Origin of the sequence: Microcoleus sp. LEGE 07076, from assembly GCF_015207455.1 — a bacterium.
Classification (GTDB): domain Bacteria; phylum Cyanobacteriota; class Cyanobacteriia; order Cyanobacteriales; family Microcoleaceae; genus Microcoleus.
The window spans coordinates 25,469-47,953 of sequence record NZ_JADEWV010000024.1; the positions used below are offsets into that span (position 1 = coordinate 25,469).

General features: G+C 46.6%; 20 protein-coding genes and 1 pseudogene. 10 read left to right on the forward strand and 11 right to left on the reverse strand.

Annotated features, from left to right (window positions below; translation table 11 throughout):
* The first annotated feature begins 448 nt into the window (after positions 1-448).
* Positions 449-988: a cyclic nucleotide-binding domain-containing protein gene (locus IQ270_RS06280; protein ID WP_193972387.1), complete on the forward strand. Its 540-nt coding sequence runs from the start codon at positions 449-451 to the stop codon at positions 986-988.
* A gap of 85 nt (positions 989-1,073) precedes the next feature.
* On the opposite strand, the gene IQ270_RS06285 is transcribed toward IQ270_RS06280, so the two are convergent.
* The 4 genes from IQ270_RS06285 to IQ270_RS06300 are packed head-to-tail and all read right to left on the reverse strand — an operon-like array spanning position 1,074 to position 2,910.
* Positions 1,074-1,487 (reverse strand): hypothetical protein, encoded by a 414-nt coding sequence (locus IQ270_RS06285; RefSeq protein WP_193972388.1) that lies wholly within the window; start codon positions 1,485-1,487, stop codon positions 1,074-1,076.
* Positions 1,484-1,774, reverse strand: a complete 291-nt coding sequence (locus tag IQ270_RS06290; RefSeq protein WP_193972407.1) for a hypothetical protein — start codon at positions 1,772-1,774, stop codon at positions 1,484-1,486. Before IQ270_RS06290 ends, IQ270_RS06285 begins: the two co-directional genes overlap by 4 nt.
* Positions 1,775-1,791: 17 nt before the next feature.
* The gene (locus tag IQ270_RS06295) at positions 1,792-2,646 is read right to left on the reverse strand and encodes an FAD-binding domain-containing protein (RefSeq protein ID WP_193972389.1); all 855 of its coding nucleotides are present in this window, start codon (positions 2,644-2,646) and stop codon (positions 1,792-1,794) included.
* An 18-nt stretch (positions 2,647-2,664) separates the two neighbouring features.
* Positions 2,665-2,910, reverse strand: a complete 246-nt coding sequence (locus IQ270_RS06300; protein WP_193972390.1) for a hypothetical protein — start codon at positions 2,908-2,910, stop codon at positions 2,665-2,667.
* A gap of 11 nt (positions 2,911-2,921) precedes the next feature.
* Between IQ270_RS06300 and ribD the strand changes: the two genes are divergently transcribed.
* Positions 2,922-4,097: a bifunctional diaminohydroxyphosphoribosylaminopyrimidine deaminase/5-amino-6-(5-phosphoribosylamino)uracil reductase RibD gene (gene ribD / locus IQ270_RS06305; RefSeq protein WP_193972391.1), complete on the forward strand. Its 1,176-nt coding sequence runs from the start codon at positions 2,922-2,924 to the stop codon at positions 4,095-4,097.
* Positions 4,098-4,149: 52 nt separating this feature from the next.
* The gene (locus IQ270_RS06310; protein WP_193972392.1) at positions 4,150-4,761 is read left to right on the forward strand and encodes a hypothetical protein; all 612 of its coding nucleotides are present in this window, start codon (positions 4,150-4,152) and stop codon (positions 4,759-4,761) included.
* 293 nt (positions 4,762-5,054) lie between these two features.
* Here the strand turns inward: IQ270_RS06310 and IQ270_RS06315 are convergent, their stop codons facing one another.
* Positions 5,055-5,969 (reverse strand): PPC domain-containing protein, encoded by a 915-nt coding sequence (locus IQ270_RS06315; protein WP_193972393.1) that lies wholly within the window; start codon positions 5,967-5,969, stop codon positions 5,055-5,057.
* A gap of 99 nt (positions 5,970-6,068) precedes the next feature.
* Here IQ270_RS06315 and IQ270_RS06320 point away from each other — a divergent pair, with 99 nt between their 5' ends.
* Positions 6,069-7,790 carry an NAD(P)/FAD-dependent oxidoreductase gene (locus tag IQ270_RS06320; protein ID WP_193972394.1) on the forward strand — a complete coding sequence of 574 codons (1,722 nt, stop codon included), beginning with the start codon at positions 6,069-6,071 and terminating at the stop codon, positions 7,788-7,790.
* Between the two features lie 96 nt (positions 7,791-7,886).
* On the opposite strand, the gene IQ270_RS06325 is transcribed toward IQ270_RS06320, so the two are convergent.
* The gene (locus tag IQ270_RS06325; protein WP_193972406.1) at positions 7,887-8,663 is read right to left on the reverse strand and encodes a Uma2 family endonuclease; all 777 of its coding nucleotides are present in this window, start codon (positions 8,661-8,663) and stop codon (positions 7,887-7,889) included.
* Positions 8,664-8,854: 191 nt separating this feature from the next.
* On the opposite strand from IQ270_RS06325, the gene IQ270_RS06330 reads away from it, so the two are divergent.
* The 4 genes from IQ270_RS06330 to IQ270_RS06345 all read left to right on the forward strand — a co-directional run bounded on the left by IQ270_RS06330 (position 8,855) and on the right by IQ270_RS06345 (position 12,222).
* Positions 8,855-9,337, forward strand: a complete 483-nt coding sequence (locus IQ270_RS06330; RefSeq protein WP_193972395.1) for an FxLYD domain-containing protein — start codon at positions 8,855-8,857, stop codon at positions 9,335-9,337.
* A gap of 247 nt (positions 9,338-9,584) precedes the next feature.
* Positions 9,585-11,312 carry an ABC transporter ATP-binding protein gene (locus IQ270_RS06335; protein WP_193972396.1) on the forward strand — a complete coding sequence of 576 codons (1,728 nt, stop codon included), beginning with the start codon at positions 9,585-9,587 and terminating at the stop codon, positions 11,310-11,312.
* Between the two features lie 173 nt (positions 11,313-11,485).
* Positions 11,486-11,902: an element excision factor XisH family protein gene (locus IQ270_RS06340; protein ID WP_193972397.1), complete on the forward strand. Its 417-nt coding sequence runs from the start codon at positions 11,486-11,488 to the stop codon at positions 11,900-11,902.
* Positions 11,890-12,222 (forward strand): XisI protein, encoded by a 333-nt coding sequence (locus IQ270_RS06345; protein WP_193972398.1) that lies wholly within the window; start codon positions 11,890-11,892, stop codon positions 12,220-12,222. The genes IQ270_RS06340 and IQ270_RS06345 overlap by 13 nt, the downstream gene beginning before the upstream one ends.
* 7 nt (positions 12,223-12,229) lie before the next feature.
* On the opposite strand, the gene IQ270_RS06350 is transcribed toward IQ270_RS06345, so the two are convergent.
* A complete protein-coding gene (locus IQ270_RS06350) occupies positions 12,230-12,469 on the reverse strand; it encodes a hypothetical protein (protein WP_193972399.1) in 240 nt (79 codons plus the stop codon).
* Positions 12,470-12,488: 19 nt separating this feature from the next.
* Positions 12,489-17,096 (reverse strand): NACHT domain-containing protein, encoded by a 4,608-nt coding sequence (locus IQ270_RS06355; protein ID WP_193972400.1) that lies wholly within the window; start codon positions 17,094-17,096, stop codon positions 12,489-12,491.
* Positions 17,097-17,485: 389 nt separating this feature from the next.
* Between IQ270_RS06355 and IQ270_RS06360 the strand changes: the two genes are divergently transcribed.
* The gene (locus IQ270_RS06360) at positions 17,486-17,842 is read left to right on the forward strand and encodes a hypothetical protein (RefSeq protein WP_193972401.1); all 357 of its coding nucleotides are present in this window, start codon (positions 17,486-17,488) and stop codon (positions 17,840-17,842) included.
* Between the two features lie 212 nt (positions 17,843-18,054).
* Here the strand turns inward: IQ270_RS06360 and IQ270_RS06365 are convergent, their stop codons facing one another.
* Together IQ270_RS06365 and IQ270_RS32240 are read right to left on the reverse strand one after the other, a co-directional pair.
* Positions 18,055-19,014 carry a YegS/Rv2252/BmrU family lipid kinase gene (locus IQ270_RS06365; RefSeq protein ID WP_193972402.1) on the reverse strand — a complete coding sequence of 320 codons (960 nt, stop codon included), beginning with the start codon at positions 19,012-19,014 and terminating at the stop codon, positions 18,055-18,057.
* A 263-nt stretch (positions 19,015-19,277) separates the two neighbouring features.
* Positions 19,278-20,008, reverse strand: a pseudogene (locus IQ270_RS32240) (DUF3891 family protein).
* Positions 20,009-20,031: 23 nt separating this feature from the next.
* Here IQ270_RS32240 and IQ270_RS30745 point away from each other — a divergent pair.
* The gene (locus tag IQ270_RS30745; RefSeq protein ID WP_228056119.1) at positions 20,032-20,226 is read left to right on the forward strand and encodes a hypothetical protein; all 195 of its coding nucleotides are present in this window, start codon (positions 20,032-20,034) and stop codon (positions 20,224-20,226) included.
* On the opposite strand, the gene IQ270_RS06375 is transcribed toward IQ270_RS30745, so the two are convergent.
* Positions 20,223-21,812 (reverse strand): metallophosphoesterase, encoded by a 1,590-nt coding sequence (locus tag IQ270_RS06375; RefSeq protein ID WP_339384353.1) that lies wholly within the window; start codon positions 21,810-21,812, stop codon positions 20,223-20,225. The two genes, IQ270_RS30745 and IQ270_RS06375, sit on opposite strands and share 4 nt — an antisense overlap.
* Positions 21,813-22,485: the final 673 nt, after the last annotated feature.

Consider the following 22,485-nt stretch of genomic DNA (forward strand, 5'->3'; position numbering starts at 1 on the left):
CGAGCTAATAAAAATCAATCCTGGGGGGGATTTCACCCTCGCGCTCTTTTGAATTCAGGGGCGCGCAGCATTCTACAATTCTGTACTTGGGGGCGCTGTACCGGCAGCCACGATCGAAAAATTGGGTTTTCGAGGGGGTACCGACTCGAAACCGACAGACATCAAGCTTTCAAAATTGTTTTGGGAATCCAGGGGGCTAAAGCAAGGGCGGTGGCGCTAGGGCGATCGACTGCTGCACCGTCCCTCCAAGTGATGTATGATGTCACTTATCCAAAAAACAGTTGTCGATCGATCCTGTCAAAATTATTAAATATTATTAGAATCGTATCAAGTAGAGCGTTTTATTATTAAATTTTAACCTTCGCTCTCGCTCAGGGTCAGACTATTTAACAACAGCACGCTATTACACAAGTAAAAAATACCAAGTATCCGATCTTAACCTGACTTTATGAACAAAGTTCTAATCATATTAGGCGAATTGAGCGACCGCGACATCGATTGGATGATCGCCAACAGCAGTCGCACCAAAGTACCCCCCGGCATCACCCTGATCGTCGAAGGTAAGCCCTTAGACGCCCTGTACATACTTCTGGAGGGAACTTTGAGCGTTACTGCATCAGTTATGGGCCAAAAAGAAATTGGAAAAATCATCTGCGGGGAAGTGTTGGGCGAAATGTCTTTTGTAGACGGAAGACTTCCTTCTGCTAGCGTCACGACAATTGATGAGTGCCTCATCTTGTCAATTCCGAGGCGGCTGCTAACAGAAAAAATGGAGCAAGACGTGCTTTTTTCCCTGCGGTTTTATCGGGCAGTTACCAAGTTTCTGTCGTCGAGACTGCGGGGTACAGTCCAACGCTTCGGCGAAGAGACTCATTCTTTAATATATCAAGACCCCAAGGACGAATTTGCGATCGCGCCTAATGTCGAAAATCCAGATTTGGCTGAATCGAGATTTCAATGGCTGTTGAAGCGTTTGAAGGAGAGTTGAAGGAATTTCTGCAACGGATTTAACCGATTTAACACCCATTCCCAATGACTGAGGACTAATGACTAATGACCAATGACTAATTTGCTTAAAAAACATATTTTTCAGCGACGCGCCAGTAGCGGGAAAAACGCTTCAAATCAATGTAACCATCGTAGCGGACAAAGGGTTCTGGCGGCAAAACTTCTACAGAGATCGATCGTCTAATTTCCTGGCAAATATCCTGAAACCGAGGACTGGGACTTGCCGCTGTGACTACTTGATTCGCGCCGGATTCGATCGCAAAAGCGACAACTTCTGCTGCCACACCGCCGCGCCGAATCACTACCGGCAACTCCAGCAAACATTCGTAAATAAACACCATTCGTTTGAGACTCAACTGCCATTCATCGATGAGCGCGTCGTCCCACACCCAGATTCCCGGCGCATCTGGGTGCGCTTGAAAAGCCGGGCCTTCAGGACTCAAACAGTCGCCGTGTACCCAAATAATCGGATTGTTCATAAATTGTTGACTGTTGATTGTTGATTGTTGATTGTTGATTGTTGATTGTTGACTGTTGATTGTTGATTGTTGACTGTTGACTGTTGATTGTTGACTGTTGATTGTTGATTGTTGACTGTTGATTGTTGACTGTTGACTGTTGATTGTTGACTGTTGACTAATAACCAATAACCAATAACCAATAACCAATAACCAATAACCAATAACCAATAACCAATAACCAATAACCAATAACCAATAACCAATAACCAATAACCAATAACCAATAACCAATAACCAATAACCAATAACTGTTGACTACTGACTACTGACCTTTTTTATGGCGTTGCCAACTTTTAGAACCGCCCGTGCGATCGACCTTTTCGCCATCCGGAAACAACTTGCTTTCTAAATATTCATAAGTTCCCTCAAAATCACACTGCCCGTACAGAGGACAATCGCGACAATAAACCGCCTTAGTGTAACGCTCCAAATTTTCCCGATTAAAAAAATAAGGTTTGTGGCTAAAAGTGCTGGCTACCCACTGCCAAGAAAGATTGTTACTCGCCGGATCTCCATCTAGCAAATGTTGCAAAAACCAACGAGCTCCAGCTTGCCAGCGCACGTGGCGCCAGTGTACGAGATAAGCGGCCATCCACATCCTCTGGTGGTTGTGCAAATAACCTGTTTCTCGCAACTCGCGGCTGAAACTGTCGATACAAACGTTACCAGTCGTACCCTCGATGACATCTTGCGGGAGAGTTTCGCTGTAATCTGTAGCAGTGTAACCAGTTTTGTACGGTTCCCGGTCTTGCCAAATCCCGTTGCCCAATTCGGCGTACAGTCGCTGCCAATAATCCCGCCAACCCAACTCGTTGACAAGTTTCACGGCCTCTTCTGGATGTCGCACCTTCTCCAGTACGGCATCCCGGACTTCGGCAAGACTCAAAACGCCGTAGCGCAAATAGGGTGACAAGCGCGTTACGGCACCGTTGAGGAAATTTCGGGTTGAGGCGTATTTGCCGGGGTCAATTGGTTGCAGCGCTTTTTCAGCAGCTTTGCGCCCGCCTGGGATCTGGGATACGTTGCTGTCCCGGGCGGCGGCTTCGGGGAAGTGTTGGCTGAGGTAGGCAATTAATTCGTCGCGGCTGCCAAATTCCCGCTTCATGTCGTGACTCATTGTTTTCTCAAGCGCCTGCTATTCTTCTTTCTCAATGTTAAAGCTATTTGTTCGGGGGTGCAGAGCCGATCGTCGGCGAATTGCGATTTGCTCCGGCTGAGATATTACACCATTAATAATCTCTTGTCGAACAGGCCCGACAGCCTGTGCGAGCGAGAATGGTGCAATATTTCCGATCGCAGCAAAAAGTTTGGTGTGGCAATCCAACACCCGCAACACAGCCAAAACTAGCATCAAAGTCAGTACACTCAGGATAGATATCATACCAAAATCTTATGGAAACTTTTCCGGCGGACGCTAAAGCGATCGCCACCTCAGCTAACCGACAGCAGCAAGTTACAAAAGAACAGGACAGCAGCAAAATTCAAGAGTTCGATCGAGCCATGATGGGCCGCTGCATAGAATTGGCCCGCCGCGCCCTCGGCAAAACCGCACCCAACCCCCTCGTCGGTTGTGTAATTGTCCGAGACGGCAAGATTGTCGGCGAAGGATTTCATCCCGGTGCAGGTCAACCTCACGCCGAAGTTTTTGCGCTCCGGGAAGCGGGAGAACTCGCCGCAGGAGCGACGGTTTACGTGAACCTGGAACCCTGCAACCACTACGGCAGGACTCCTCCCTGTTCCGAAGCTTTAGTCAAGGCCAAGGTGGCAAAAGTAGTCGCTGGGATGGTCGATCCGAATCCTTTGGTAGCCGGAACTGGACTCGCCCGGTTGCGGGAAGCCGGGATTTCAGTGGTGGCGGGAGTGGAAGGGGAAGCTTGTCAGAAACTCAACGAGGCTTTTGTACACCGGATTTTGTACCGCCGGCCTTTGGGAATTTTGAAATATGCCATGACTTTGGACGGTAAAATTGCTACCAGTAGCGGCCACAGCGCCTGGGTGACTGGTTCCGAGGCTCGGAGCGAGGTGCACCGGGTGCGCGTCGGTTGCGATGCTGTGATTGTTGGGGGAAATACGGTGCGTCTGGACAATCCCCTACTGACGAGCCACCAGCCCGACTGGAACAATCCCCTGCGGGTGGTGATGAGCCGCACTCTGGATTTGCCGAAGTCGGCTTGGTTGTGGGAAACCTCCTCGGCGGCTACTTTGGTGCTGACTGAACCTGGGGTTAACCCGGAATTTCAGGAATTTTTGATGGCAAAAGGGGTGGAAGTTGTGGAACTCTCGCCGCTGACACCGACTAATGTCATGGCTTATTTGTACGATCGATCTTTTCTTTCTGTACTCTGGGAATGCGGGGGCACTTTGGCGGCTAAGGCAATTGCTGAAGGTGCCGTTCAAAAAATTATGGCTTTTATTGCTCCTAAAATTGTCGGAGGTCGAGATGCTCCAACTCCTGTGGGAGATTTGGGATTTTCGGCAATGACTGATGCTTTGAGTTTAGAGCGGGTTTCTTGGCGCGCGGTGGGTGCAGATTGTGTGGTGGAAGGCTATTTGAAAATTAAAGATTGAAAGTAAAAAGCGAGTCTTTTGAGTTTTAACTTTTTAACTTTTAACTCCTTTTATGCTGGAAATTCTAATTTGGAGTTTGATGGTTGGCAGTCTCGGCTTGGAGGTTGCACTCGTGGGTGTTTTGGTGAGCCGCGAGCAATTGGTTGCGGGGCAAAAATGCAATGAGGAGGAAGAAGTTTTGACTCGGTACGAATCTCAAGAGAATAATATTAATAAATCGGAAAATTTGCGATCGAATGGCAATCCTAAATCCGATCGCAATGCTGATGATTTGACAGTTTGGGAGTACAAGATTGTGCGGGCTAGCAGCGATTTGTTTCGGAATCCGGCAATTTTTCACAAGCTGTGCCGGGAAGAGGCGGAAATTGGCTGGATTTTGCTCGAAAAGCTTGATGACAGGCGGGTGCGGTTCAAACGTCCGATCGCACTGCGGGAAGCCCCGAGGGCTAATTTACCAACTTTTGACCCTTACCGCACTCATTACGGCCCGATGTCGAATGCGATGACTTGGGCGGGGGCGATCGTGTTTCTGAGCGCGATCGTCCTGCCTGCTGTTTTAGGCTATGCTTTGGTGTCGGCCACTCTCAGCAAAAGTCGCTCTAATTTGCCTCCGACACCGGCTCAATCTTTGCCCTCTCCCGGCGGGTCGGAAACTAATAATTAAAACTTCTGGAGTTGGTAATTGGTAATGTTGAATTTACCGCTATCGAAGCCAATTTTATCGCAAGTCAAAGTGATCGCAATAAGCAAGGTTTGTAGTGCGGACTTTAGTCCGCTCTCAGCCGGAGGACTTGCATCGATCGCGGGCGATGCGTTTTTGTGAGAGTAACCCACCGGACGTGATCTGAACCATTCTTTTTTACGAACCGCAAAGGCGCAAAGAGCGCGAAGCAAGAGCGGAGAAGAATCCCTGTTCGTTTGACGGATTTTATGCTTGCTACAGGCGTTAATTAGATTTTAAATTTGGGGCGGTATTACTGAGGGAGCCGATAGCAGTCTCAAGTTATAATTTGTATCTCCTTGAAATTGAGAAACGCGGACAAAATAAGTCCCCGCAGCCAAAGCCCCGTTGCTGACTATTGTTTCCGAAGCCGTACCTAAATTGTTAGACGAAGCAATAATATCATCTAATCCTACTGCGCCGTTGCCGTTGAGATCCTGAATTAATTCTACATCAACATCTGCACTCAAACCGTCTAAAGTTGCACTGAAAAGGCTCGGAGTATTCAGGATGAAACTGTAAATGTCTGTTGGTTGGGCCGCGCCGACAAAATCACTCGCTGTTTGAATTTCTGTCAGAATGCCCAGGTTTTGGGCTGCGTTTAAATTGTCAGCAGGATCGGGGAGTGTGCTCAACAGTCCTTCTTGTTGACCGAATTGAATGTAGTGGTCGATCGCACTTTGAATAGCGCCGCTGGTGACGGCAGCTTCTATCAGCGGATATTTTTCTAGATAAAAGCTGGGATCGAAGAAAATGCTCGGTTTGCGGTTTTCAAATTGACCGACTTTCAAGTAGTGTTCAAATACGGTAAATTGATTTGCTTGGACTGCTGTCTGAACGTCTGGGTTGCTTGCTAGATAGAAACTAACATCGAATAACGGGTTGGGGTTGCGCCTTTCAAATTGACCGAATCTGATCAAGTGATCTGCCCCAGAAAATCCGTTGTTTTTGGCAGACTCTGCTACGTCTGTGTTCGTTTCTAAATAGTAGCTGGCATCGAACAGGGCATTGGGATCGCGATTTTCAAATTTGCCAATTTTTCGGTAGTGATCGAAGGGACTCGATACGGTGCCTCTGGCAACTGCTACGGCGACATCTGGGTTGTTTTCGAGATAAAATTTGCTATCGAACAGTGTTCTGAGGGTTAGCATGATTCAAAAAAATCTCTGTGTACTTTAGTCTGGAAAGTGCATAATCACATTCGATCGAGAATCCAGTTTACACCAAATTTTTGTGAGGGCGTCTCAATTATGGCTAAATCTGCACTGATGGCAATGCTGCGCCGCGCTGCGAGTATTGCCCAAAAATCGAGGGAAACTGGCATTCCGGCTGATGAACTGCTGGGGATGCTGACGGCGAAGCGAAGCTATCCCCTAGGGAATCGCACTTCCAATTTTCCCATATCTCGACGCCAGTTGCTGCACGGGGGTTTGGCGGCAGCGAGTGCTGTCGCTGCTGCGACTTTTACCCGGGAGGGGGCTTTTGCTCAGCAGGGTCGATCGCCCATTTTGATTGTCGGTGCTGGGATTTCCGGTTTGACGGCGGGCTATCGCTTGCGTCAGGGGGGCGTGCGTGCCGATATCATTGAGGCAACCAACCGCGTGGGGGGGCGGATTCGCACTGTACCAAAGGTGGCAGGAACGCTGATTCCGGCGGATTTGGGAGGAGAATTTATTGACACCGGCCATACTACTTTAATCTCGCTGGCGACGGAATTGGGCTTGCGGGCGATCGACTTAGCTCAAGTACAGAGTGGATTCGTAAAAGATACTTTTTTCTTTGACAGACGGCGCTTTTCTCTCGAGCAATTAATTGCAGATTTTGCGCCGCTAGCCACTAAAATTAGTGCTGATTTGGAAGAAGTAGGAGATGAATTTAGCTATCAAGATTTTACGGAAGCAGCAGAAAGATTAGACAATCTTTCGATCGCTGAATATCTAGACAGAGCTGATACTAGCACGATTGTGCGGCAGTTGCTCCGCATTGCTTACATCACCGAATACGGCAGAGATGCCGAGGAACAGTCGGCGTTAAATCTGCTGTTTTTAATCGGTGCTGAACCTAACACTTTTGAGTTGTACGGTAACAGCGACGAGCGCTATCAAATAGAGGGCGGCAACAGTGAAATTATCAACCGTTTGGCCGGTCAATTGTCGGGTTCGATCGAAACGGGGACGGTTTTGGAAGCGATTACTCTGTTACCGGACGGCCGCTACCGAGTAAATTTGCGATCGGGACAAAGCGCCTTCGAGCGCACTTACGAGCGAGTTTTGTTAACTTTGCCTTTCAGCACTCTGCGAGACGTTCAGATTAACGTACCTTTGCCCCAACCAAAGCGCAGGGCGATCGAGCAATTGGGTTACGGTACCAATTCTAAATTAGTTACTGGCTACCGCAGTCGCATTTGGCGAGAAGTTTATCAATCAACTGCTTCTGTTTATACCGACTTAGGATTTCAAAATAGCTGGGAAGCCACGCCTTTTGCTCCTACTGCTAACGGTTTAGTTACTAATTTTACAGGAGGCAGACAAGGTTTGTCGATCGGCAGCGGAATTCCTGAAGACCAAGCACAAAAATTCTTGGGACAATTTGAAAGAGTTTTTCCCGGAGTGAGTAATTTAAGAAACGGCAAAGCAGTACGAGCTTTTTGGCCGGGAGAGCGCTTTTTTAAAGGTTCTTATTCCTGCTATTTAGTCGGACAGTGGACGCAAATGTACGGCGTAGAAGGCGAACGAGTTGGCAATTTATATTTTGCTGGCGAACACACTTCGCTGGAAAATCAAGGTTACATGGAAGGCGGTTGCGAAACTGGACAAAGGGCGGCTGTTGAAATTTTGCAAGACTTGGGTTTAACAAGTTCTGCTGAGGCTTTGAATACTCGAAGTGCGAGCAGTTTGAACCAGCGCCGTCCCAGTCGGAAAGTTCCCGGAGTGCGGAATCTTCGGAATAGGAAGCCGACTATTAGAAGATAGAAGTCGATCGAGGTTTGATCGTTCGGACTTTAGTCCTTCTTATAAAGGACTAAAGTCCGAACGATCAAACTAGAAACAGATCCACCTTACAACTCATCAAACAATGTCGTCCGGGTTAATTCCCCGATCACGCAAATATTCAGCTAGGCGATCGGCTCGTTGACGTTCGCGATCGGCGCGATCGCGTTCGAGTTCGACCCGTTCCCGTTCTGCTGTTATCTGTTCTACACCCCACAATAGCAGATTTCCTGCTTCATCCCACCAGCGCAACCAATAACCTGTACGCTGTTCTTTTTCCCCTCGCCAAGTTCCCAAATACAAACCAAAATCTGCCATCCAATGGCGACCTTCCTCATCAGGAAATTCTAGTTCATATTTGCCATTTTGCAAGCGATACACTTCCAGCAATCCACTTTCTGGGTCAAAAATGATGTAAGTTGGTACTTGCAGAATTTGTTCGTAAAAAAACCACTTTCCGGGAGGAAAAGTACGTCTAATAGAATATTCCTCACCGTCTGTTTCCGACAAAAACTCCATCACAATGCTGGGGATTTCTCCTTCCAAGTTTGGGGTATAGCTTTTGCGGTCTCTTCTGGATTCTACGGGCAATACGGAAGGTACATAAACCCAATCTGGTGCTTTGATGACTAACTCGCCATTAACAGTAGCGCAAATCCCAAAGTTGCTAGCAATCAGCATGAGTGGGCCGATTAATCCTCTCAATTCTAAGATTTCTCGCAGTGCTCCAGCAATTAGCGGTTGACCTGTATTCTCCACTGGTTTTTCTTCTAATTGGAAGTCGTCTGGCAACTTCTCCCAAGTTACGGTCATTGCTACCGTTTTTTGTTTTGGGTTATCTTGAGTCGCGACCATGACTTTACTTTCTAAAGTTTGATAGCTCATTATAACATACTGTAAGGTAATTTTTGGGCGCTGCTCAAAGCCCAGACTACAAGAGTTTAAATAAACAGAATTGTTAAAATTAGATGGGCGCCAGCTTATAAAGTTGTCAAATTTATGCAAATTTTATTGTACAATTAATCTCATAAAATGCTAACAAAAAAATGAACTTTTTATATTTAACGGTAGCTTTATCAATTTTGCTAATCTCGTCAATCTCAGCTAGTCCTTTGCTGGCAGATTCTACAAATACGAAAATTCAAATTTCACAAATTGACGAGCCGTTTTGCTACATGAAAACCCCCGACGGCAAAACCGTAGACTTGGGCAAATTGTGCGAAAAACCGCCAGCTTCGGGAACTTCCCAAACTTGCATTACTGGTTCCAACATGGCGGCAAAAGTGTCAATTACGCAGGCAAATTATGATGGCAAAATTTTTAGCGGTAAAGTGTTCAATCAAGGCTGCAAAATAATCAAGAATGTGAAAGTCAATTATGAAGTTTTGGACGAGTCAGGTAGTTTAATTGACAACGGATTTATAGACGCTCAACCAGCTACTATTGCACCCGGAGAGTCAGCAGCCTTTCGGGGTGCTGTTGTCGCGGGGGCTAAGGTGCAGGCGACTCATACAGACGCTCAGGAATGATTGTCGAGTGTTTAGCCGATCGCTGCTATGTTATTATATTCTGACTCAAATATGTCTATGAGTTACGCAATGAGTAACGCAGAGATCCCCCTCGCATCCCCCTTAAGAAGGGGGACTTTGAGAAGAATCTTGTCCCCCCCTTTTTAAGGGGGGTTAGGGGGGATCTCCGGGTTTGAAAATACCCTATGGGGGAGCGAAATGCGTAAACCCTAATCTATATAAACAGAACTTCCGAGGGCAAAATATCTTGAAAACTCGATCGACATACTGGCAAATCTTACCCTACCTCCGTCCCCAAAAACAAACCATCGGTAAAGCATTAGCTTGTACCGTAGTATTTACCATATTTTGGCCAATTATCGCGTGGCTGGTTGGCGAAACAGCCAAATTTATAGGTAAAGGAGATTTACAAGGATTTGGTCAAATTGCTGCACTCAGCGCAGTTATATTTTTGATTCGCGGTACAGCCCAGTACGGTCAAGATACGCTGATGGCTAAAGCAGCTTTGACTATTGCTTTAGAAATCCGTAAAAAAGTTTACGCACACCTGCAAAAACTCAATATCGGCTACTTTGAAACTGCCAAAACCGGAGATTTATCCTACCGCCTCACCGAAGATATTGACCGGATTGGCGAAGTTGTAAATAAATTTTTCCATCAGTTTATCCCTTGTGTGTTGCAGCTAATTGCCGTCATGGGATATATGATTTATCTCAACTGGCAATTAACTTTAGGAGCATTAATTATTGCACCGCTGATGGCTATCTTAATTGGCTGGTTTGGGGAGAAACTTCTCAGTTACTCGCGAGAAAGTCAAAATCGGATTTCTGATTTATCAGCTTTGCTAACAGAAGTATTTAGCGGCATTCGTTTAATCAAAGCATTTGTAGCTGAAGACTACGAAATTGCCCGCTTTGCAGAAGAAGCTGAACAAAACCGCCGCGCTAAGTATTTGTCAGAACGAATAAAAGCGCTTCAGTTCGTCGTAGTTGGCTTTCTGGAAGCGATGAGCGTGATTTTGCTGTTTTTCCTAGGAGGTTGGCAAATTGCTCAAGGAAATCTCACTGGTACGCAATTTATTAGTTATATCGCAGGAGTAGCACTGTTAATTGATCCGATCGCCATTACAACTGCAAATTACGGCGATTTCAAGCAGGGAGAGGCTTCTAGCGATCGCATTTTTGAGCTTTTAGCCATTGTACCCGCAATCGTCGAAAAACCGGGTGCGATCGAACTTCCCCACGTTACCGGAAAAGTCGAATACCGCAACATTAACTTTGCCTATAACTCAGAGACACAGATTTTACAAAGTATGAGTTTGCTGGTACTTCCGGGAGAAATGATTGCGCTTGTCGGCGCATCCGGTGCGGGGAAAACTACCTTAGTAAACTTGTTACCCAGATTTTACGATCCGCAAGCAGGACAGATTTTAATTGACGGGATTGATATTCAAGATGTGACATTAAATACCCTACGCCGACAAATCGGAATTGTACCACAAGAAACTATTTTATTTTCTGGTACGATTGCTCAAAATATTGCTTTTGGTCAATCTTATTATGAACTAAAAGATGTGGAAAAAGCGGCGCAAATTGCTAACGCCCATCAATTTATTAGTGAATTTCCCGACGGTTATCAAACTTGGGTTGGAGAAAGGGGTGTAAATTTATCTGGGGGACAAAAACAAAGAATTGCGATCGCCCGTGCAGTTCTGCTTGCTCCCAGAATATTGATTCTCGATGAAGCTACTTCAGCGCTGGATTCGGAGTCGGAAGCTTTGGTACAGGAAGCGTTGGAAAGATTGATGCGCGATCGGACTGTGTTTATTATCGCACACCGTTTGGCAACTGTGCGGAAAGCTGACAGAATTTTGGTTTTGGAAAAAGGTAGAATCATGGAATCGGGGACTCATGAGGAGTTGTTGGAAAAGGGATCTCGATATGCTCGTTATTACGCTCAGCAATTTAGTCAATAGAATAGATTAGAAACCGGGTTTTTGGCCGCTTCTGCTGGCCATAACGAAGTATTCTGGAAAAAACCCGGTTTCTGACCACTCGCGCGTAAGTTCGATCGGAATTTACTGCAAATCGTATATACTTAAAATACAACAACTATCCAAGATACTAAACGCAACGAGTCAGTAAAGCTATGTCTGCTAAAGATGCCTTTCACGAAGTCGTTAAAAACGCTCTCCAGAAAGATGGATGGCAGATTACTCACGATCCATACACTTTACAGGCAGGAACTTTAGAACTTTACATCGACTTGGGTGCAGAAAAAGTAGTTGCAGCCGAAAAAGATGGACAGAAAATAGCAGTTGAAATCAAAAGCTTTATTGGCCCATCCAAAATCACCCAATTTTATACAGCTTTAGGGCAATTCATTAGTTATCGAGCAGCTTTACAAAAACAAGAAAATGAGCGTATTTTATACTTGGCAGTACCAGGAAATGTCTATGATAGCTTTTTCACAATGGGGTTTATTCAATCTTTAGTTCAACAGAATCAAATTCATTTAATTGTTTATGACATAGAACAGGAGGCGATTGCACAATGGCAAATGTAGACCTTTATCGGCAACATATCCAAAATCTACTCTCCCAACACGCTAGTCTGGTGTGGGATGAGCGAATTCAGGCTCAAACTATCTTTGATACTGAGCGCGATCATTATCAATTAATCTATGTGGGCTGGCGCAATCAGCGGCGAGTTTATGGCCCGGTGTTGCACGTAGATATTATGGACAATAAAATCTGGATTCAGCAGGATGGTACTGAGGTGGGTATTGCTAACGAACTCGTTGAGTTGGGAGTGCCCAAAGAAGATATTGTACTTGGGTTTGATCCGCCGATGATGCGGAAATTGAGTGATTTTGCGATCGGATAAATTAGGTTTAGTTGTCCCATGAGTTTCTTTCTTCTTGAAGTTCCCGATCGATTTCTGCAACAGTTCTAGATACATGACGGCTGCGGATTTCTGTCAGCAATTCCAACACTTTACGCCGCCCACCTTGAGGTTTTTCTGGTATAATCACAAACACTTCAACCTCTTCACCCACAGAACCAGGTGGCACTTGAATTTCAAGTTTATCTCCTGCAAGAACTTTGGTGGCAATCCGTATTGCTGACTGCATACTTCCTCCTTTATGATGATTAATTTTCAACAGCCCCTAAAGCTTTGAGCGTGGCTTTTTCAACTTCCGTTAAACCCGTAACACCCGTGATATTCATCCTCTCATAAGGTCTGTCACTTTTGAGTGTTTTGAGACACTCACCCGTCTCAACATCCCAAAGTATAATTGTGCCATCCCGACAGCAAGCAGCAATAAGTTTTCCAGTTGAATTGAAGGCAACTGAGTTAATTCTACTCGTATGACCTTGCAAGATTTTGAGACATTCACCTGTACGAATATCCCATAATCTTACCGTTCCATCTACACTTCCACTAGCAACTATTTCACCACAATAACTAAAGGCAACTGAACGTATCCAATCAGTATGCCCCTGCAAGATTTTAAGGCATTCACCGCTGCGGACATCCCACAGTCTGACTGTTCGATCGACACTTCCACTGGCAAGTATTTCACCGTTCTGGCTAAAGGCGATCGCGCGTGCCCAACCCGTATGCCCCTGGAAGACGTGGACGCATTCACCAGTATGGATATCCCACAGCCTCACCGTTCCATCAAAACCTGCACTGGCAAATATTTCGCCTAAAGGACTGAAAGCAGCCGAGTTTACAGAATTGTTATGCCCGTCCAACGTTTTGAGGCATTCACCACTGCGGATATCCCACAGCCTCACGGTTTGGTCATAACCTGCACTAGCAAGTATTTCACCATTTGGACTGAAGGCGATCGATCGTGTTTCATTGCCACAATCTGGCAAAGTATGAAGGCATTCACCACTGCGAATATCCCACAGTTTCAGTGTTTGGTCGTAACTAGCGCTGGCAAGAATTTCACCCGAAGGATTGAAGGCAACTAAGTTTACCCGATCGAGGTGTCCGCGCAAGATTTGGGGGCATTCATCACTGCTGACATCCCACAGCCTAACTGTTTGTGCGTCATCGCCGCTGGCCAGCATTTCACCGTTGGGACTGAAGGAGATCGACCTTACTTGAGTGCTATGCCCTTGCAGCGTATTCAAGCATTCACCGCTGTTGATATCCCACAGCCTCAGCGTTTTATCGTAACTGCCACTAACAAGTATTTCACCCCCAGGATGGAAGGCGATTGACCCTACTCGATCGTTATGCCCTTGCAAAGTATTCAAGCATTCACCGCTGTTGATATCCCACAGTTTTGCTGTGCGATCGTGACTTCCGCTGGCGAGTATTTCGCCATTTGGACTCAAGGCGATCGACCGTATTTGATCGAAATGTCCCTCCAAAGTTTTGAGACATTCACCGCTACCGATATTCCAAAGCTTCACTGTTTTGTCGGCGCTGCCACTAGCAAGTATTTCACCAGCAGAATTGAAAGCAACTGAAAACACGCTTTTAGTATGTCCCTGCAAGATTTTAAGACATTCACCACTGTTGATATTCCATAGCCTGATTGTTTGGTCACCACTCCCAGTGGCAAGCATCTCACCAGCAGGATGGAAAGCCACTGAAAATACAACTTTAGTATGGTCTTGCAAAATTTTGCAGCATTCACCAGTGCGGATATCCCATAACCTGATCGTGCGATCGAAACTCCCACTAGCGAGTATATTTCCATCAGGATTGAAAGTGACAGACATTACTGATTCGGTATGTCCCTGCAAAACTTTTAAACATTCACCTGTCTTGACATCCCATAACTTGATTGTTTGGTCATAATTCCCGCTAGCAAGGATTTTACCATCAGGACTGAAGGCTACTGACTCTACCACGTTGGTATGTCCTTTACAGGTCAATATTTCTTTACCACTGCTAGCTTCCCACAAGCGAACTACGCCATCACTATCACCTGTAGCAAACAGTTTGCCATCAGGACTAAATATTACTGACCGAACACTAGCGAAGATTTTAGTAAAAACAGAATCAGCTAAATTTGCTTCAGCAAAATTGACGCGGCGCAGACTAGCATTTGTAAAATCTGCACCTAAAATAACTGCACGAGAAAGGTCTTTTGTTTCTAACGCAGTGCGATCGATTTTCACCAACAGCGTCGCCGCATTCCCTCCCACATAACCTACCTCACTTTCAGTTTTTCCCCGCGTTGCTTCCAGAATTTCCAAAAGTGGCGACTTCTCTAAAGCCCCCCTTGTTAAGGGGGGTTGGGGGGATCTCTCTTGGCTAACATCGTCACTATCCTCTCTTTCTAATAGGAATTCGGGAGTTCTCTCGTTACTAGCCAAGTCACGATCCCCCCCGGCCCCCCTTCTTAAGGGGGGAGAAAAGGCATCCAACATTGGTAACAATAAATCCATCACTGCTTTTGTCAGCGGCGCGTGTCCGAAACTCTGACAAAGTTGCCCTAAACCTTCAGCAGTAAATCCCTGCAAAGGCGCGATAAGTTCACCTTTATTTCTCTTTTGGGCTTGCAGCCGACAATAATTAGACCAAGTGTATTTTTGAGGCGCTGCATTAGGATCTAAACAAGACTGTTCAGGCGCAACTAATTCGGTAAAATCTGCCGCCAAAACTCCCAATTCCGCTGCAAATTTATAAGCGACAAAAAACTCTAATAACGAACGGTGGGCTGGAGTATAATCGCCATCAGCGTTACGGATTAGCATGGTTTGACCCATCATGTCATAGTGCCAATGGTCTAAGTCTTTTTCCTCTTGGACGATGGAACCGAATAAGCTGCGAATGCGATCGGGAAAACCGCGATAATTCAGACTCATTTGGTTTGTAGACAGCATTTCCCACGATAACTCACACAAAAAGTAAAGCTTATCTGCTAGCGAAGTAAAAGTGCGTTCAGCTTTGATATCTCTCTCTATCTTCCGTCGCACGGCATACAGATAGATTCGCGACATATCGACTGGTTTTCCAGCTTCAATATCGGGCAATGCTTCCAAAATTAACTCGGTCATCACCGGGCGACGCGCTAAATCCAATAATTGCGCGTTTCCCATCACTTTTTCGACAGTAGCAGCTTCGGTTTGAAATGACAGTGCTTGCCCAATTTGCTCGTCGTTAAATTTCTCTAATTCTAATACTTCAAATTGGGGAATTTCGCCTGTTAAAATAGTTGTTGATGCTTGCAGTTCGGCATTGAACAATGCCCGTCCTTCCTTGCCTTCGGGAAAGTGTTCGGTACGGCAAGTGAGGATGACTTTTGCGCCGGGAACGACGGTTTTTGCTAGTTCCCAGAAGTTGTTGATGGTTTCTTGCCGATCGCACTTAGCGGCCATTTCATCAAAACCATCGAAAATCAACAGAAACTTACCCATCCGATTCAGTTGTTCAAAAGCCGAATAACCCGCCAAAGGTATCTCGTGCTTCCGAAAGAAAAACTCAGAGAATAGCGACTCCACACTAACTGCTTTAGCGTAATCTCGCAGCGGAATTACTAACGGCAAACGCGGACGTTCCAAGCCACTTTTTTGAGCTTTTCGGTAGCGTTGCAGTGCCATCCAAGCATAGTGCATCGCAAACCAAGTTTTCCCCGTCCCAAATTCTCCTAAAACTGAAATATGTTCTTTTACTGGGTCATCCAACCACAGGTCAATATAACCTTCGATCCAGCCATCTCGCCCGTCATAATGACTCACGCCTATCTTGCGGTGAGTATCGGGGTCAATTTCTTCTTTCGTACAAGCTAGCGGCACGTATTTAGTATCAATTTCTCGGCTAGTAATTTCTGTTTCTAGCCAATCCAGATAAGCGGTAAAATCGGCATCTTGGTCGAGCAATTCATCGAAGGTATAGCAAGCTAAATCGCGATTTTCATCTTTTTCTACTTCATCCCGCGCGGCGCGACTGATGCGGCGGGCGGTGACTAACCAACCTTCATCGGTGCGCTGTTTTTCCACCGACTCGCGCAAGGCCGAAATGTCCTTGAGTCCGGCTTCTCCGGCAATTCCGCGCACTAAAATGCGATCGTACTTTTTGCGTCTAACCGGAACATTGATAATCAATTCAAAATAGTTATCTTCCCAAATTTCATATTTCTCAAACTGATAATTTAATGTTTCAAACCAACCTCGAACTTGTTGTGATAAAATGAAAGCTTGAGACTTTTGAATATTCGTTGAGGCTGCTGCGGGAAGTGCGAGAACATCTTCAGTTTCCAACCGGGCAAATTCGGTGCGAATTCCTTCGAGAGTCGGCAGGCGATCGATGCGATCGATTACCATAGATAAGCGTTTTTGTAAAGAGGATATCGCATTTCCCATCATCACATCGCCAAGAGTTCGCGTCCGCTTGGCGACTTCCATAAACACGGCTGCAAATGCCATGAATTCCCGTCTGGGGTCAATCCCTAAATCGCGAATTTCCTTGCCTAAAGCAGACTCATTGAGATAATCTTCCCCGGATTTAATTAAAATGGCTGGGCTATCGGACTCAAAAGCCTTACGAAATGCTGATTCAATCTCTGCTTGGCGAAACAGTTCTAAAATCTGCTTAGGTTTACCAGCACCATACTCGACTAAAGTATAAACATAAACTCCGCTAAAATCTGCGGGCGGAGCATCGGGGTCGAGGTTGAATCTTTTTAATAATTTGATAACTGTTTCGTTGCGCTGAAGCTTGTCTTTGACAGTGCCGAAGGGAATGGCTGTCACGACGCTGATAACTAAGTCGAGACTAATGGGGATCATTTAGGCTTTCCTGTTTATAGGTGGGAGTAATGCTCAAGTCTAGAATCGGTAGGCTTTGTCCCTGAAATGCGCGGAGGGCGATCGCCCACTGCTCCATTTTTATCTTAACGCATAAGCCAACTACAGACTGCTCAATATTTGCCGTTCATCTCTCTCTTCTCTTTCTCTGTGTTCTCTGCGGTCTCTGTGGTTAAATAATTCCGATCCAACTGTACTTTCCGCCGAGCGGGAATATTACCAAATACCTTAACATTTTTCACAACATTTAACAACCATAAAATAGAGAAAAAACCGACACATACAGTAGTAAAACAATCTCTAATATTAGTTGTGAACTCATGGTTTTCCAAGCTAAAATATAGATAACTTACAAATAAAAATTGCTATCTATGAAAATACAATCTTCCGTCTTAGTCCACCTAGGATTTGGCAAATATGTGCGCTCCGATCGAGTAACAGCAGTAATCCCAATTGAAGAAGAACGCGGCCCAGGACGACGCACTTTCGTGCATATAGACGGCGAAGCTGACCCGATCGTTGCTTCCCGCGCTGAAGATACAATTATCCGCGATTTGGTGCAGGAACCACGCGAAATTACTCAAGCCCGCCAACAACAAGAAATCCTGCAAGATTTGCTTGCTGATTTGAGCAATGTCAACGTCACTGTACGTCGCATTAGCCGCGATGAAGGCGGACTGGATCTCGAACGTTTGGAGCGTCGGATTCGCCAAATTTTAGAAGCATAAAAACAAAAGACCGCCCATGCGGTCTTGCTCCCAGTCCGCGCAGGCGGACGAAAGTTTGTGTAGACGCGGTTTCTAACCGCCGGAATTGATTTATGTAGACGCGGTTTCTAACCGCCGGAATTGATTTATGCAGACGCGGTTTCTAACCGCCGGAATGGATTTATGCAGGCGCGGTTTCTAATCGCCGGAATGGATTTGTCTAAAAGCTAACTCTATTTCAATGTAACTTCGATATCTGCTAAACCGGTGAGTTTTTCCACTGCTACTTCTTCTTCAACTCGCGGTACAAAAATAGTTAAACCTCCGGGAACGCACTCAATAGAAACCGGAGTCATGCCGAAAAGTTCCCCGTCTACAACTACTTTCTGAGGGGGCTCGGCACTAATTTTTACTTTTTTGGCGCGCAAATAACCGATGTCGTCGCGATCGCTCGGATTGCCGCTCAAAGCTGTTTGCAATAGGTGATAAGAAGCTGCGATCGCCCCAGCTTTATTTTCAGGTGCCACCAGCGTCACGTCTAGGAAGCCGTCATCAAAAACAATCCCCGCCGGGCCTTGAGCTAAAATCGAAGTAGGAGGCGCTGCATTCGCCACCGTAACGGCCACAGCAGTAACGTGGATGATTTTATCTTCAGTTTCGATTTCGGCTTCAAATCTTTCTAGATTGTTTAACTGTTTAATTCCCGACAGAATGTAAGCCAACATTCCCCAACGATTCTTCATTTCGCGATCGGCTAGTTCGACAGTTTCCGCCTCAAAACCCACTCCAGATAACAAAACCATCGGCATTTTACCGTTGCAAATCGCCGAATCTACCACCCGCGTCAACCCTCCCAAAATAGTTTCGCAGGCACTTTCAATTGTATTGGGAAGCTCTAAAGCATTAGCAAAAGCATTCGCTGTTCCTCGGGAAATAATTCCTAAAGGAATATTTGTGCCGACAATCGCCCCAGCAACTGCTGATAATGTGCCGTCGCCCCCGGAAGCAATAATTGCCTCAACTCCCCTATCAACTGCTTCGCGGGCGAGCCGATCTGCGTTTATTTCTGGGGTTGTCAGCCGAATATCCAAGTCCATAAACGGCTCTAACAAATCTTGAATTATAGCTAAGTCTTGGTCGGGGTCGCTGTTGCCGGCGACAGGATTAAAAATGAGGCAAGCTGAACGTTTCATAATCGGTAATCTGTAATTGGTAATAGGTAATGGCTGAACAGAAATCTTCGATTTGTTTTCGTTTGTATCGAATTTTTGGCCACTAAATTCCCCTTAACAAGGAGGACTTTGAGTGTTGTTTTGCCCCCTTGTTAAGGGGGTTGGGGGGGGGACAAAGACTCAATTATAACCCTTATTTAGACATGGTTGTAACCTTGAGTTTGCACAAATGCAATGCCCGTTAAACTCGGAGAACAACCCTCACCTATTTTTCAAAGGTTTGATTAAGACTTGACCCAAGTCCACTCTAACATTTCGCGCGGAGCTTTTCCCAGGGCTTCTTTGCTTTTCTCGTTGGTCTCAAACTTGACTTGATCCAAGTGGCTCGCTTCGACTTTCACCGTAAACTTATCCTCTTCAAAACGCCAAGGAGTTACAGTCACGAATTGGTTGCTGTTTTGTACGATATCGTATCGTTTCCCGTCGGGGCGGACACTAATTTCTAAAGCTCGTTCTCCGGCGGGAAAATCGCGGCTGCAAAGAATTAATGATAGCCGATCGCACCACTGGAAAAAAGCATAAGCTGCTGCGGACTCTTTTTGAGAAATATGCAACTCCTCGCGCCATTTTTTTGGTTGGCGAGTTGTTCGTCCACAAAATCGTCTAGTTCCTTCGACTCTCCCGGCTTTCCTTCGTTCAGATAGTAGCTCCTGTGCATAGAAATCAACATTGCTACCCACCTACGGCGATCTACAGAAGTCTCGGTTAATCCTTTCATTTTAGGCACAGAAGTTTCTATGTCCAAGGTAAAATCTCAAGGCGCGCCGGCTTCAGTCAAAATATGTTATTCCCACTCTTTTTCTAAATCGTCGTGGTGGGAAATCGCGGCTATGGTTTCGTAGAGGCGAATCGGAGATTTCGAGCGCTTCCACTGTCCGCCCAGTTGGGCGGCGAGCCAAGCGTGGGCGCGGTGATAAATAATTTCCCAACCGGTTGGGGTTAAGTTAGCAATCATCGATTATTTTATCCTGAATGGAGTTGAGTGCAAAGATTGAAGATTTTCCAGTGCGAGACAGAATCTTGAGATTTTTAAACTCAGGAATTAAGCTTTTCGCGTCGGCAAAACTCCATCCCGATCGCCAACAATGCAATTGGTTCGCTCGTTCCGACTTGGGTTTTCATAAAAATCTGAGAACCCAAGTCCGAACGATCGAACCTAGAAACGACAGTTAAATTACAAAAGGTTCGATCGATACATCCTGCCATTTGCCCTCAAATCGTTCGACAACCAAAGGTGTGACTCTGAACTTGGGGGGAGTCCCGTCAAGAACATCAATCCGCAAACACGAATAAGGACGGCGTTTGTGGGAACCTTGACCGCTGCGGCCGACAAATAGCAAAGATTCCGCTACCCGTCGGCTGGCCGTTTCAGAACCGGGCTCGCGCCCCAACCGAACGGCTTCTGGACTCAATGCTTCCTGCAACACCGGGCCTTCCGGGCGCTGGCGGCGCAGACTGTGGCCGCTTCCCCCGCAAACAATCCAATTAATCCCAGAGTCGCCGTGTCCGGTATCCCCAGTCTTCAGGTGTTCCAAACAGTGGGCGTGGCCAGTCAGCACCAAATCTACTAGCGGACGACCCCGCGCCACATCTCCAACTGCATCGGCCACCCCGTCGAACACTTCGCGCAATCGCAGCCGCACTGCCAAAGTTTGAGCTTGATTCCACTTGGTTGCCTCGGTTACGTAGGGGGGATGGTGCAGGTAAATTACCCGCCCCCGCACGTCCAAATCGCCCCAAGACGCAATCAGTCGCCTTTTGAGCCATTCGAGCTGTTCAAAGTCAGTGGCTGTTTTGTCGGGCGACAGTTGTTTGTCGATATCCATCAGCATTTCGTCAACTTGTGCTAATTTAGCGCCCAAGTCGTCTAGCTGTTCGGCTTCTGAAGGAATTTTGGGGTTTAGCCGATCGCACCTTTCGAGCATTTCCAATTTGTCTTGTTCCAACTGTTTCCTGTCGAGTTCCAAATTCCGGCGGCGAATCTCGCCCTGTTTGGTTTTCGGGATCGGCAACGGTTCGTTGAAGGTGTTGGAGTCGAGGGCGAAGAAGTCGATACCCCCGCTGCGAAACGTGTAATAGCGGTTGGGTAAGCGCGTAAAGCGTCCGGGTTGGTAGCGGATGCAGCGGCCTGTACTGGTACTTGCGGTGTAGTGGGCGTCTAGGTGCCGATCGAGTTCACCCGGCAATTTGTGAGCCATCAGGTAGTCGAGAAATGCTTTAGCGTAGGCATTTCCGCGATCGGAACCGTGCCAGCCGACATCTAGATCCAACTTGGCGCCCAACAGCTTCCGCAGGGGCAAAGCTGTTGCCGACAGAATGCCGTAGAATATGGGCAAGTCGTAGTAGTCGTGGTTTCCCGGTACTGGCAAAAACGGAAAGTTAAACACCATGCGATCGTAAGCAATCCGAGAGGGTTGCTCGCCACCGACGATAAATTCTCGGTAGGGGCGAATAAAGTTTTGCAAGTAATATTCGCTGGAACCGACGAGATAAACTACATCCCCCGTGTGGAGGACGAAACGGCAACTTTCCCGCTCCGAGAGCATTTGTTGGGCAATCTGCCGCTGCGGGTTGTGGCCGCGGTGGTTGCTCGTCCCGCTGTCGCCTGCGACTAAAAATGAAAACTCTGGAGAGTCGCTGGTTGGAGTTTCCAAAACAATCCGAGTTTGGTCGATCGCCCGAGCCACGAGCGCCTGTTCTTGCCACCGCACCCGCTCGTTCATTTTGCTAATTTTGACTGTTATTCGCGGGTCGGACACGAATTTCACACCGCCTAATCTCCCAAATTGCTCAGTTCCTAGTTAATAGTGCAGCGAGCGAGTGGCTGCTGACATCTCTCTAAAAGGTGAAAATCGATCGCTGTGCGCCCGCGCACTCTCACCCGGTTTCTGCTTTCGAGATCGATCCTTGAAACCTGATTTTTTTCCAGGGATTTTTTGCAGGTGGCGCACCCTACAAACACTGTTCCACCAGTTTTGATAATTGGTATTAGAAACCTGATTTTTTTGAAACTTCGCCAGTTTGCGGTTATTGACTAGCCGATCGAATATCCTGTTACTGATGATACCGATTGCCCTACTTCGATCTGCTGGCCACCAAACTTTGATTTTTTAATTCGCCTGTTTCCCCTCCCTCCTCTCCCACTCTCAGGCTCTCTCTCTCCCACTCTCAGGCTCTCAGGCTCTCAGACTCTCGGATTCTCTCCCGCTCGGACGATCGCACCCTCCCCCCTACCTGCAATTTTTGAGTCGCGAATCATGGCAGGATCTCCGCGCATTTTGATACCATGCAATAAGCGTCCAAGACAATCAGGGAATGCACTGGAGGTGCGTCAATGGAGCGTTTTGGAGAACAAAAACGGTGATTGGATTGCTTGGTGGTGTCGATCGAGCAATTCGGCGGTCGAGCAGAGATTCTGACGCTCGAACAAAT